Source organism: Pseudomonas sp., assembly GCF_026224925.1.
Lineage (GTDB): Bacteria > Pseudomonadota > Gammaproteobacteria > Pseudomonadales > Pseudomonadaceae > Aquipseudomonas.
Map to the genome: position 1 here is coordinate 1 of NZ_JAMFRV010000230.1, position 13,033 is coordinate 13,033.

At 55.1% G+C, this 13,033-nt stretch carries 11 protein-coding genes and 1 pseudogene; 2 read left to right on the top strand and 10 right to left on the bottom strand.

Annotated features, from left to right (window positions below; translation table 11 throughout):
• Nucleotides 1–4: 4 nt before the first annotated feature.
• The 7 genes from M0974_RS09925 to M0974_RS09955 all read right to left on the bottom strand — a co-directional run bounded on the left by M0974_RS09925 (nt 5) and on the right by M0974_RS09955 (nt 5,947).
• Nucleotides 5–1,252 carry a nucleoside recognition domain-containing protein gene (locus M0974_RS09925; RefSeq protein ID WP_297835791.1) on the bottom strand — a complete coding sequence of 416 codons (1,248 nt, stop codon included), beginning with the start codon at nt 1,250–1,252 and terminating at the stop codon, nt 5–7.
• A 215-nt stretch (nt 1,253–1,467) separates the two neighbouring features.
• Nucleotides 1,468–2,799, bottom strand: a complete 1,332-nt coding sequence (gltP, locus tag M0974_RS09930; RefSeq protein WP_297835793.1) for a glutamate/aspartate:proton symporter GltP — start codon at nt 2,797–2,799, stop codon at nt 1,468–1,470.
• A 588-nt stretch (nt 2,800–3,387) separates the two neighbouring features.
• Nucleotides 3,388–3,828, bottom strand: coding sequence for an inhibitor of vertebrate lysozyme family protein (locus M0974_RS09935; RefSeq protein WP_297835810.1), 441 nt, complete (start codon nt 3,826–3,828; stop codon nt 3,388–3,390).
• A 46-nt stretch (nt 3,829–3,874) separates the two neighbouring features.
• On the bottom strand, nt 3,875–4,039 hold the full coding sequence (locus tag M0974_RS09940; protein WP_297835794.1) for a DUF1328 domain-containing protein: 165 nt from the start codon (nt 4,037–4,039) through the stop codon (nt 3,875–3,877).
• A 68-nt stretch (nt 4,040–4,107) separates the two neighbouring features.
• Entirely contained in the window at nt 4,108–4,389 is a 282-nt protein-coding gene (locus M0974_RS09945; RefSeq protein ID WP_297835796.1) for a hypothetical protein, read from the bottom strand.
• A 223-nt stretch (nt 4,390–4,612) separates the two neighbouring features.
• Nucleotides 4,613–5,047, bottom strand: coding sequence for a PA2169 family four-helix-bundle protein (locus M0974_RS09950; protein WP_297835798.1), 435 nt, complete (start codon nt 5,045–5,047; stop codon nt 4,613–4,615).
• A 51-nt stretch (nt 5,048–5,098) separates the two neighbouring features.
• Complete coding sequence (locus tag M0974_RS09955) at nt 5,099–5,947, bottom strand: BON domain-containing protein (protein WP_297835800.1); 849 nt, start codon at nt 5,945–5,947, stop codon at nt 5,099–5,101.
• 230 nt (nt 5,948–6,177) lie between these two features.
• On the opposite strand from M0974_RS09955, the gene algB reads away from it, so the two are divergent.
• Together algB and M0974_RS09965 are read left to right on the top strand one after the other, a co-directional pair.
• Nucleotides 6,178–7,524 carry a sigma-54-dependent response regulator transcription factor AlgB gene (gene algB / locus M0974_RS09960; RefSeq protein ID WP_297835801.1) on the top strand — a complete coding sequence of 449 codons (1,347 nt, stop codon included), beginning with the start codon at nt 6,178–6,180 and terminating at the stop codon, nt 7,522–7,524.
• Between the two features lie 10 nt (nt 7,525–7,534).
• Nucleotides 7,535–9,322, top strand: a pseudogene (locus tag M0974_RS09965) (KinB sensor domain-containing domain).
• A gap of 40 nt (nt 9,323–9,362) precedes the next feature.
• Here M0974_RS09965 and M0974_RS09970 read toward each other — a convergent pair.
• From M0974_RS09970 to M0974_RS09980, 3 genes are all read right to left on the bottom strand, one after another.
• On the bottom strand, nt 9,363–10,976 hold the full coding sequence (locus tag M0974_RS09970; protein WP_297835803.1) for an EAL domain-containing protein: 1,614 nt from the start codon (nt 10,974–10,976) through the stop codon (nt 9,363–9,365).
• 81 nt (nt 10,977–11,057) lie between these two features.
• On the bottom strand, nt 11,058–11,840 hold the full coding sequence (locus M0974_RS09975; RefSeq protein WP_297835805.1) for an N-acetylmuramoyl-L-alanine amidase: 783 nt from the start codon (nt 11,838–11,840) through the stop codon (nt 11,058–11,060).
• A gap of 107 nt (nt 11,841–11,947) precedes the next feature.
• On the bottom strand, nt 11,948–13,033 hold a 1,086-nt coding region (locus M0974_RS09980; protein ID WP_297835808.1), incomplete at its 5' end, for a GGDEF domain-containing protein.

Consider the following 13,033-nt stretch of genomic DNA (forward strand, 5'->3'; position numbering starts at 1 on the left):
AAACTCATAACCAAAACGACACTCTTCCGAACAAACAAAAGCAGACAATGATGGCGGCGACAACACCTGCTAACTCCGCCAGCAGCGCGCAACCGACAGCGTGTCGGGCGCGCTGGATGCCCACCGAGCCAAAGTACACCGCCAGCACGTAAAACGTGGTTTCGGTGCTGCCCTGAATAGTGGCCGCCACCAGCGCCGGAAAGCTGTCGACGCCTTGGTTCTTCATGGTTTCGATCAACAGGGCGCGGGCGGCGCTGCCGGAGAACGGTTTTACCATGGCCGTAGGCAGGGCATCGACAAAGCGCGTGTCCAGCCCCACCCATTGCACCAGATGCCGAATGCCATCCAAGCCAAAATCCAGCGCGCCGGAAGCCCGCAATACACCCACCGCACAGAGCATTGCGACCAAATACGGCAGCAGGTTCTTAGCGACATCGAAGCCTTCTTTCGCGCCTTCGACAAACGCTTCATAAACCTTCACTTTCCTGAAAGCGGCAATCAGCAAAAAGGTCATGATCAAGCCGAACAGCGTCAGGTTGCCGAGAATTGACGACAAGCTAGCCAACGCGGCTGCGGAAAGCCCGGCGAGCAGCGTCATGAAGGCGCCGAGGGCCAAAGCACCCGGAATCAGGTACGCCAGCACCACTGGGTCCCACAGGCGCAAGCGCTGCATAAACGCCACCGACAGCAATCCGACCAAGCTTGACGCGCTGGTAGCCAGCAAGATCGGCAGAAACACCAGCGTCGGGTCGACTGCGCCTTGTTGCGCGCGGTACATGAAGATCGTTACTGGCATCAGCGTCAGCGAGGACGCATTGAGTACCAGAAACAAAATCTGAGCATTACTGGCGGTGGTGGGGCTAGGGTTCAACTCTTGCAGCGAGCGCATGGCCTTGAGGCCAATTGGCGTCGCCGCGTTATCCAGGCCCAAGGCATTGGCGGCAAAGTTAAGGGTAATCAAGCCCAACGCAGGATGGCCCTTAGGCACGCCAGGCATCAGGCGCAGAAACAAAGGGCCGAGCACTTTGGCCAGCCAATCGACAATCCCGGCTTTTTCTGCAATCCGTAAAAACCCGAGCCACAAGGTGAGGGTGCCGAACAGCAAGAGCATCACATCGACCGATAACTTGGCCATGGCGAAAATGCTCTCAACCATCGCGGCAAAAATTCCGGCATTGCCGCCGATCAGCCATTGCGCCAGCGCCGACACCGTCGCCACCACAAAAAAGCCAAGCCATAGGCCATTGAGCATCAGAAAGTCCCCCAGAAGATGCGGCGATGATAGCGGTGGGGAGGATTAACGACAAATCAGCCAAACATCAGTGCATCGCTTGACGTCTTCCCGAATGAATTCGGTCCAGGTATCGGCAATCTCCTGTAGGACCGAATTCATTCGGGAAGGCAGCAGCACTGTATTCAAATAAAAACCCCGGAAATCCGGGGTTTGTCTGTGTTACGGCCGAAACGTCAGTCAGCGACTGATTGGCCCACCGGCAGCGGCGCTTTGCTACGCCAGTGCGGCAGGGAGTTCCAGTAGGCCTGGCCCTTGGCATCGTCGTACATGCCTTCCCAACGTGAAATGACCAACACGGCCAAGGCGTTGCCAATCACGTTCAATGCCGTACGGGCCATGTCCATGATGCGGTCGACACCCGCGATGAACGCGAGGCCTTCCAGTGGAATACCTGCGCTGCCCAAGGTTGCCAACAGCACCACAAACGACACACCTGGTACGCCCGCAATACCTTTGGAGGTCACCATCAGCGTCAACACCAACATGAGCTGCTGACCGACCGACAGATCGATCCCGTACAACTGAGCGATAAAGATCGCCGCGATGCTTTGGTACAACGTCGAGCCGTCGAGGTTGAACGAGTACCCGGTTGGCACCACGAAACTGCAGATGGCTTTCGGCGCACCGTAGGCTTCCATCTTCTCAATGACCCGCGGCAACACGGTCTCCGAGCTGGCCGTTGAATAAGCCAGCACCAGTTCATCTTTGAAGATGCGCATCAGCTTGATCACCGAGAAACCGAACAAGCGGGCAATGCCCCCCAGCACAACAAAGGCGAAAAAGGCGATGGCGAAGTAAACCAGCACCACCAGCTTGGCCAGTGGTAGCAACGAGGCAAAACCGAAGTTAGCCACTGTCACCGCGATCAAGGCGAAAACACCAATCGGGGCATAACCCATGATCATGTGCGTGACTTTGAACATACTTTCTGACACGCCCTGGAACATCGTGACCAGAGGCTCCCGCAGTTCTGGTTTCAGGCTGGAAAGTCCCAAACCGAACAATACCGAGAAGAAGATGATTGGCAGCATGTCGCCGCGAGCAATGGCGGCAAAGATATTCGACGGGATCAGGTTGAGGATGGTCTGGATGAACGCGTGCTCATGTTGAACCTCGGCAGCAGTCTCCTGATATTTGGAGATATCGACGGTACCCAAGGTACTCAAGTCGATACCGGTGCCCGGGTGAAACACATTCGCTAAGATCAGCCCGACGACGATCGCAATCGTCGTCACCGCCTCGAAATACAAAATCGTCTTTAGGCCAATGCGCCCCAATTTTTTCGCATCCCCGACGCCAGCAATGCCTACGATGAGGGAGGACACCACAATCGGGATGACGATCATCTTGATCAGGCGAATGAAGATATCGCCTGCAGGCTGCAGAACATTGCCGATCCACCAAGCCTTCTCTGCTCCGAAGTGGTTAAGCACGGCGCCGATTGCAATCCCCAGTACCAAACCGATCAGGATCTGCCAGGCGAGGCTTAGCTTTGCCTTCTTCATGTTATTACCCTTATATCAAGTAGAAGGTCAGTGCGGGTGAGCGTCCTAGCTCTGTTGCACGCGAAAAAAGGCGCAACTATTCCCACGCAGCGACACGACGTCTAATGCCGTAAACGCCTACCTCATGCCGAATCGGCATGATTACAAAGGATTTTTTTGTCAGATGTCGCTGCAGCAATGACTCCACGGACGCAGTACTTAACGGCCGAGCGAGTGAAACCGTAGCTTGTAGCGCAGGGAGGGAGATTAAGACGGAGGTGTTGTCAAAAAAAACAGGGGCGCTTAGCTGAAACGAATCAGCAAATTGCCGGAGGAAAATCTAGATAGAAGGTCGATAGGGTCTTGGTTCGCAAGCCCGGCGAATCCATATCGGACTCAACATCACGGGCTTGCGTTGCCACTCATCCCCGACCCGGCCCACATCAATGGAGATACTCCCTGTATCCCTAGGTCGCTCCGATCCACCCGCAATCAAAACAACCCGGCCCCTTGGTCATGCGCGCACCGTCCTCGGGCGGCGCAGTTAATATGAGGTCGCGCCCTACAGCGTCACCTCGAATCCGCGTGTCCGCATGAGCACACCAACACTCAATACCACTTCGGATCTTTCTTCAGTTGTTCCATCAGCAAGGTCTGCATGCCTTTATCAGGCTTGCCGAGGAAACGGTAATCGGCGTGTCGAGTGGGGGATTTGTCGGCAGGTAAGCCCGCCGGGACTTGCACCCACATCGCATAGATATCCTTCTTATCGAAGCTGACCGCAACAATAAGCCGGTTATTCAAACAACTGTCCGGCGCCTCGCACAGGGGTCCGACCAGATACTTACCGCCATGCTCAGTAACCGCTGACATTGGATCCGAAGTGCCCGACAGGTTGATTACCCAATCGGGCAGTCGTTCCTCCTGCTTGACCACGTGCATCCAGGACTTGCGGTACTCAGGCGATGAACTTAAGAGATCACTGACCCGTGTTTGACCATCATTGGATGCGGCAGCAAAACTGCTGCCGCTCAAGCACGCGGCAGCCATAAGGATTTGCAATGATCTGCGTTGCAAAGACTTATTCAACATGTCTTCAACCTCGGCCGCGACGACCGAAGATAAACGAGGCTACAAACAGCACCAAAAAAACTACGAAGAGAATCTTCGCGATTCCGGCAGCCGTACCGGCGATACCACCAAAGCCCAGGACGGCGGCGACGATAGCAATAATCAGGAATGTAACAGCCCAACTCAACATGGTGATTCTCCTTACATTTCGTTTTGTCGTGTGTTGTCTAGTCAGAACACGCAAGTGAAGCGAGCGCTTTAAAACACCCACGTTTGGGTGTGATTTTTTTCAACCACAGGCACGGTCGCTTGCGCTGACTGAAAGTTTTGAGCCATTGCTTTTGAGGGCGATGAACTCACCGTCGAGTACGAATGCGCAGCGGAAAATTGCTGGCTGACACTGACGGATTCTGGGTGGTTGTCCCAACGCTGGAATTGTTGGCCGACAACTAACGTGACGAGGAGGGCAAGGCTAGCAAACAAGCCCTGCTGGATATGCAGAGGCGAAATACGCAATTGAGCGAAACGCTGGCTGGTCATCCTGAAGCTCCTCCACCCGAGTGGTTGTTCTTGTTCGGAGAGCTCAATGCTCATCCTGATACTTATTCATACTGCAGTCTGTGTGCCAGCTTTTTTACCTGAATTTTATTCATATAAATCAGTTACTTAACTTATAATCCCAAACTTGACTGCAAGCATCCTGCACGATGCAACGATTGGCATCGTGCAGGATGCCCGAGCGGTAAAAGTAGCCGTTGAACGATCAATGAGTGTCACGCTTCAAGTTCCGCATCCGATCATGCGCAGCCCGCACCTGCGGTAGTTCCTCTGCCGCCAGCGCCTTCACCTTTGGGTCTGCACTTTGCAATGCGTCTTCAAACGCGTGCAGGATGCGGTCTTCCGCTTCTTCAAGCTGCTCGATGTATGTCACGCTGTCATCACTCGACATCGTGGCTTTGGTGTCGGCATACAGTTGGCGCATCTTGCCCATTAATGTTCCACCGTCGGCCGGCGTTTCGTTCTCGGAGGCGACTTCCACCGAGAGCACTCTAATCACGTCGGTCTTGGCCTGAGCCATTTCCAGGAAAAGCGTCTTGAAACGCGGGTCTTTCACTTCCTGGGCGGCATGCTCATAAAAACGCTGACCATCGCGGGTAATTTCAATGAGCTCGTTAAGCTGTGTATGTGCTTCGCTCATAGCGTTTCTCCAATTGATTAATTTCACACGAGTGGGCGGAATGAGCCCGACTTAATTGGCCGTCGCCGTTATGACTTTTAAGGCGTCAGCGTCTACCCCACGAACACCACGAATGTTTCGGGTGATCTCTATGGCGAGTTGTTTTTCCGCGTAATTTGCAACAACACCGTCTAGGCTAACCATGCCGTTTTTAGTGTCGACCTTGATGTTTATACCGTCGAGGTTGCGGCTATAGATGAGGCTGGATTTCACCTTGCTGGTGATCCAAAGGTCGCTGATCGCTTCCCCAGCGCCAGTGGATCCTGGCTGCACTTTGGGCGCGGAAGGGTTCGTTGCGCTTAAGCTGATGAGGTTATTGACCTTAGTTACACCGTCAGTGTTGCTCGCAAGGCTGCCAGCCAGCAGCTTGGCGTCGGCAGTTTGCGCCTGACCTTTAAGCGTCACTACACCTACCTTGCTGTCCACTTGGATATTCAGCGCCTCGGTGACGCTGTTCCACAGCAACTTGGACTTCACAGTTGCCGTGAGCGTCGCATCTTCGAATTGCTGGGCGATGGTAGTTTTGGTTCCGGGTTCGGCAGCGACGGTAGGGTCGATTTCCAGTTGGTTGTCGACTTTATCGATGCCTTTAACGTCCATGGCTATTTGCTCGGCCAACTCCCGGTCGACGTTATTTTCGACTTTGCCTTTAAGCACTGCCGTACCGCGCTGAACACTGACGTCGATTTTAAAAGGACTCAGGTGCCTGTTCAGCGCAAACGCCGTCCAGATGGAACCCTCTTGCCGAGCCTCAGTAAGTTGACTGGCTAGATCTTCTTCAGCTGCAAACGCGGCTATAGGGGCTAGTCCCAGCACTGCGGTTGTTGCAGTGGCCAGGGCAATTTTCTTCAGCAAATGCATAAAGCGTTTCTCCGTGAAACAAGCGCAGGTCGTTTTTGACGACAGTACCTGTAGGACCGCAAGCACCGTGCCAGTCTATTTTCAGGTAAAAAACCTATAAATATCAGTAAGATAAGAACTATATAGCCACAGAGCTACCATGCAAGGCGCGGAATCAATCAGAATTGACCATGCAACTTGCCCGATATTTCCGGGACTAACCAAGATCATTCATTGCGGAGCGTAGGAATATGGACACAGCCACTGACCATCAGGGCCGTATTCTTTTAGTGGACGACGAATCCGCAATCCTCCGCACCTTCCGCTATTGCCTGGAAGACGAGGGCTATACCGTTGCCACCGCAAACAGCGCGGCCCAGGCTGAAACCCTGCTTCAGCGCCAGGTATTCGACCTTTGTTTTTTGGACCTACGGCTCGGTGAAGACAACGGCTTGGATGTCCTGGCGCAAATGCGCATTCAGGCGCCGTGGATGCGCGTGGTGATAGTCACCGCCCACTCAGCTGTCGATACTGCGGTGGATGCTATTCAAGCGGGCGCTGCCGATTATCTGGTCAAACCTTGCAGCCCCGACCAATTACGCTTGGCGACCGCCAAACAACTGGAAGTTCGCCAGTTGTCGGCACGGCTAGAAGCCCTGGAAGGCGAGGTTCGTAAACCTAAAGACGGCCTGGATTCACACAGCCCGGCGATGATGGCAGTACTGGAAACGGCTCGTCAGGTCGCAAACACCGATGCAAACATTCTGATTCTTGGTGAGTCTGGTACCGGTAAAGGCGAGCTGGCCCGAGCAATTCATGGCTGGAGCAAGCGCGCCAAAAAGTCTTGCGTCACCATCAACTGCCCGTCGCTAACCGCCGAACTGATGGAAAGCGAGTTGTTTGGTCACAGCCGCGGCGCGTTCACCGGGGCCAGCGAAAGTACCCTCGGGCGCGTCAATCAAGCCGACGCCGGCACGCTGTTTCTTGATGAAATCGGCGATTTCCCGCTGACCTTGCAACCGAAGTTGCTGAGGTTCATTCAGGATAAGGAGTACGAGCGCGTGGGTGACCCGGTGACCCGCCGTGCCGACGTGCGGATCCTCGCGGCCACCAACCTGAACCTTGAAGACATGGTGCGCGATGGCCGTTTCCGCGAGGATTTGCTGTACCGCCTGAACGTTATTACCCTGCATTTACCGCCGCTGCGTGAACGCAGCGAAGATATTCTGACCTTGGCGGACCGCTTTCTGGCCCGCTTCGTCAAGGAGTACGCGCGTCCCGCTCGTGGCTTCAGCGAAGAGGCACGATTGGCGCTTCTGAACTATCGATGGCCAGGCAACATACGGGAACTGCGTAACGTTATTGAACGCGCCAGCATTATCTGCCCGCAAGAACGCGTGGAGATCAGTCATTTGGGTATGGCCGAACAACCTAGCAATAATGCACCGCGCGTCGGTGCCGCGATGAGTCTGGACGAGCTGGAAAAAGCACACATTGGTGCTGTTCTGGCCACCAGCGATACCCTTGATCAAGCCGCGAAGACCTTAGGCATCGACGCGTCTACGCTCTATCGCAAACGCAAACAATACAACTTATGACTTCCAACTCATGAAACTGGCTATGAAGTTGCGTACTCGCCTGTTCCTGAGTATCTCGGCGCTGATGACCGTCGCGCTGCTGGGGCTGTTGTTGGGCCTTGTCAGCGTCATGCAGATGGCTAAAACCCAAGAGTCATTGGTTCAACACAATTTCGCCTCTCTGGACCTAAGCCTGAAGTTACGTCAGAACCTCGGTGACCAGTTGATCTTGATGCTGAAGACCCCGCCTGATCTCGACGCTCTCGGCCAGGCACAGCAAGTGTTTCAGGACCTGCTGGCCCAAGGCGTCGAACACGATGCGCAAGAAAACGTGCAAAACGGTTTCAGCCAGGCGCGCATCGACTACCAACGGTTTTTGCAGGATTTCGATCGACTTCAGCAACAGCCCACCACACTGCATGACAACCTCATGCTCACCGACAGCTTCAATGCGCTACGTACCAAGCTGATCAACTCGCACAAGCAGGCATTGGACAACATTAGCCAAACTCAAAATATGGCCCGGCAACGTGCACTGTGGGTGGCTGGTTTGCTCGGGTTCGTCGGCATCGCCGTGCTGTGCATTGGCTTTATCACTGCCCATGGCATCGCCCGACGTTTTGGCGCGCCTATCGAAGCGCTGGCAAAAGCCGCCGATAACATTGGCCAAGGTAACTTCGAGATCACACTGCCGATTTCGTCTGCGGCAGAAATGAACCTACTGACCCGACGTTTCGGGATCATGGCTGACGCATTGCGCCAGCATCAGGCAACCAATGTCGATGAACTGCTGGCAGGGCAACAACGACTCCAAGCGGTACTCGACAGCATTGATGATGGTTTGCTGATGATTGATCGGCAAGGGCGTCTGGAGCACCTTAATCCGGTGGCGCAGCGCCAGCTTGGCTGGGATGAAAATAGACTGGGCCAAGGTTTAGGCGAGGCATTGCAGCGACCGGAACTGGATGAACAACTTTATCTGACCCTGCGCGGTGGCAACCTTGAACGTGCGCCTGAAGACCTGGCTATCGAGGTCGATGGCGAATCACGTCTACTGACCTATAGCCTGACCCCCGTCAGCCACACTAAGGGCCATATTCTGGGTGCCGTGATGGTGTTGCACGACGTGACAGAACAGCGTGCCTTCGAGCGGGTGCGGAGCGAGTTTGTGTTGCGCGCCTCTCACGAACTGCGAACGCCCGTGACAGGGATGCACATGGCGTTCGGCTTATTGCAGGAGCGTATGCATTATCCTCCTGAGTCGCGCGAGGCCGATCTTCTCAATACCGTCAATGAAGAAATGCAACGCTTGATGCAGTTGATCAACGACCTGCTGAATTTTTAGCGCTATCAAAACGGGTTGAAGAAGCTCAGCCTCGCGCCTTGCGGCATTGAGGATTTACTGGAGCAGGCGCGCGGACGTTTCTACGCGCAAGCCGACGAGCAAAACATCATATTGCTCGTGGAGGTCCAGGAACCATTGCCGCGCTTGCACGCCGACCAGGCACAACTGGACCGAGTACTGGATAATTTGTTGGATAACGCGTTACGACACACGCCCGAGAATGGCTTGATCCGCTTGCAAGCCAGACGCCACGGCGAACGGGTCATCGTCAGCGTTGAGGACAACGGCGAAGGTATTGCCTACGGGCAACAAGGCAGGATATTCGAACCGTTCGTCCAGGTCGGACGCAAGAAGGGCGGCGCGGGATTGGGCTTGGCACTGTGCAAGGAAATAGTGCAACTGCACGGTGGCCGAATGGGCGTCTATTCGAGACCGGGGCAAGGCACACAGTTCTATATGGCATTGCCGCTGTAGGAGCCAACTTGTTGGTTTCTACAGGGTTTGGGTCTGATTCCTATGCCACATCGCCACTGCGGCGGGTTATCTCACGCCTGCCGCCGGTCACCAATTCGCTAAACTTCAACGCGCTCAATGGTCGTGCGAACAGCCAGCCTTGGCCGTAGCTCACGCCTTCACTGCTGAGCAAGACGGCTTGCGCTTCATATTCAATCCCTTCAGCGATAACCCGCAATTGCAGTGCGTGGGCCATTCGAATGATGTGGGGAGCGACGCCGCTGCTGGCCGCATCGTGCCCCAGCGCATCAATGAACGCCTTGTCGATTTTCAAGCAATCAACCGGCAATGTCTGCAAATAGGCCAAGCTGCAATAACCGGTACCGAAATCATCGATCAATACCTGATGGCCGACATCGCGCAGCGCTTGCAGGTGATTACGCGCCACCACCACGTCGATCAGGCCGCGTTCGGTGACTTCGAAGGCTATCTGGTGGGGTGACACTTTATGTTGCGCCAACAACCGCGCGGTCACCTTACCGATACGGGGAGCCATCACGTCGCAGGCGGCCAGGTTCACTGAAATATAAAGCTGCGGATTGGCGCGCAGTAACGGGCCCAACTGCTCCAGCAGTTGCTGCAGCACAAAATCAGTAATTTGCCGAATTTGGCCGGTATTTTCTGCCAATGGAATGAACAAATCTGGACTGGTCAAGCTGCCGTCCGGTCGTCGCCAGCGCACCAGCGCTTCGCCACCCACACAGCGGCGACTTTTCAGGTCGAATATAGGCTGGTACAGGACCTGCAATTCGCCACGGCGCAAAGCCCCCTCAAGCTCACCGCCCAAAGACTGACGCTGCCGCATGAGTTGCAACACCAAGACGCCGACGCACAATGCAATGAGCATACTGGCCGGCGCCAAGAACCACCAAGCGCTGCTTAACGGCTGCCCCAACGCAGTGCGTGGGGTGATAAGCACCAACTGATACTCAGGACTTTGCGTTGGCATGCGATAAATCAGTTGTGTGGGCGTTGTGACCAACGTTTCCACGGTCAACGGAGACCAATCCGGCGTCGGTGGCCACTCTTGGGCAGGGCCCAATACAGGGACTGCTCTCACGCCCTTGTCCAGCACAACAAGAAGGCTGCCGCCGGCCGGCAAATCGACTACGTCGGTCAAGTGCCCCCTGGAAGTCGACACCCTGAAATCACCTCTGCCTAGCATCAATGCCGCCAGGTTGTCATCGAGCTGAGCCGAAGTATTGAGCCAATAATCGTAGGTAGGGCCGCGAATGTCCGGCGCCCGTGGGCGATTCAATTCTGTCCGTTTCGGCCAACTGGAGCAGGTGCGACCATCGCCCACGAAGGCCGCCTCGTAGATAAACCGATAGCTGACACTGACCTGCCGCAGTGTGTCGAGCATCTGCGGGCTGCACGTGCGCAAGGGTTGCGCTTCCAATTGATCGAGACCTTCACGCAACTGCCCAAACAGCTGCTCCAGACGAACCAGGAAGCGCTCACCTTGCGCATTCATTTGCTCGCTTTCGTCTTGCCGTGCCTGGTGCATGGCCAAACCCAAGCTGCCGCCCAATAAAAAGACAGCACTTAACGCTGCCGCTAGCAATGCCAACAACCATGGACGTAAATTTGCGATGCGTGTTGCAGCCGTAGCCATCAATGGATATCCCGAGGAATACCACTGAGTTATAGCAACAAGTCGGAAAATAGCCCGACCAATCGGACAGACCGAGCGTATTTAGTTTTGGTGGTTCAACACTTGGAGGATAGCGGCACTTTGCACATCAGGCTGCCCATCGAAGCGCTCTGGACGGTAATGCATTTGAAAAGCAGCGATGACGCGGCGTGTAGCGGTATCGAGTTCGCCTGTCTGCGGTGTCGCGTAGCCCAATTCAAGCAATTGCTGCTGAAACCAGCTGACGCTTGGCAGGTTGTCCATCATGAACGCCTGGCGCTGAGCAACGGCCTTAGCATCCGGCCAAACACCCAACCCTTGCTCCGCCAAACGCTTCCATGGAAACAGCGGCCCCGGATCAAGCTTGCGTAGCGGGGCGATGTCACTGTGACCTATAACGTGGCGAGGTTCGATGTGGTTGCGCTTGACGATGTCCTTGAGCAACAGCGTAAGCGCCTGAATCTGCCCTTCGCTGTAGGGATACCAGACCCGACCGGTGGGCAAATCGCGATAGCCGGGGTTAACGATCTCAATGCCGATGGAGCTGGAGTTGAGCCATGTGCGGCCCTCCCACTCACTCTCGCCGGCATGCCAGGCGCGATAATTTTCATCGACCAGTTTATAGACCACCGGGGACTGCTGATCGCCAATCAAATAATGGCTACTGACCTCACCATGGGTCAACAATGCTAGAGAACGTTCCCGCGGCGCGCTCGTGTAGTGAACGATGACGAACTGGGCACGACCATCGAAGTTGGCCGATGGTTTAGTGGTGTCGAGCTTCAGGCCGGGACTGCTGCAAGCAGTCAAGAGAATGAATAGAACCAACGAGGCGAGCAGTTTCATGGCAGGTCAGAATACATTTCAAGGTAATGCAATAGCATAACGTAATGGGGGATTCCCGCTAGACTAATGCCCAATTTGAAATATCCACTCATCAAATAGCTTGCCGGTCAGCCCTGCTCGATCCGGTTACGGCCTTCGCTTTTGGCGCGATAGAGCGCTTGATCCGCTCGCTGAATCACTGACTCACTGCGCTCGCCCACTCTGAAAGCGGTGATCCCCATGGACAGCGTGATCGTTACCGGCTCGCCTTTGAAATGGAACGGACATGCCTCGACGGCGACGCGCAGCTTATCCAATAACGCTATGCCTTGGGTTTCGGACGTATTGGGGATCAGCAAAACGAACTCTTCACCACCAAACCGTGCGATGAAATCATTCGGTCGCAGGCGTTTGCGTAACTCGTTGGCGATAATCTTGAGTACTTTATCGCCCGCCAGGTGGCCGTAGTTATCGTTGATTCGCTTGAAGTGATCGAGGTCAATCATGCTTAACAGCAGTTTGTTTCCATTCTTCTGCCACAGACCGACTTCATGTTGTAGCCGCTCGGTCCATGCTGCGCGATTGGGCAGCGTTGTGAGGGGATCAACCAGGGCTTTTTGTCGTTGCTCTTCCAGATGCACCCGAAACCCTTGCGCCTCTTGCTCCATGGTCGCAACACGGCTCGCCAGGCCTTGCAGCCGCGAGGCGATGTCCTCTTCACGCTGGTCATGCTGCCGTTGATGCTGATCCATGGTGCCGAGCAACCCTTCAAGACGGTTTTCCAACACTTGCTTGAGACTGCTCAGGTCAGCCGCTTCGTGCACACTGTTTTGCAAGCCTCCGACCTGCTCACGCAGTTCGCTCTGCATGCCACGCGCCACGGAGCGGCCATCAGCGTGATCGTCAGCCGCGGTTTGCAGGTTGCTCTGGAAGGCTTCCAAACGCTCATTGAGTTGCTTGAGGTACACCTCGAAGTCGTGCTGGCCGCTGTCGTTGATCGCCAACATCAAGACGGCAAGATCGTCGAGAATCGGCAACAACTCATACCAGTTCAGCCCTTTTTCCAGGCGCGTACGCATCGCCATCGCCTGAGGCCGGTGATGCTCTGGCAACGTCAAATCATCAAGCAAGCCCAGCAAGGTTTCTTCAATATGGCTCGCCACCGAGCTGTAAGTTGGCTCAGGACTGGAGGGCAGATCGTAAGCTGCTGATTC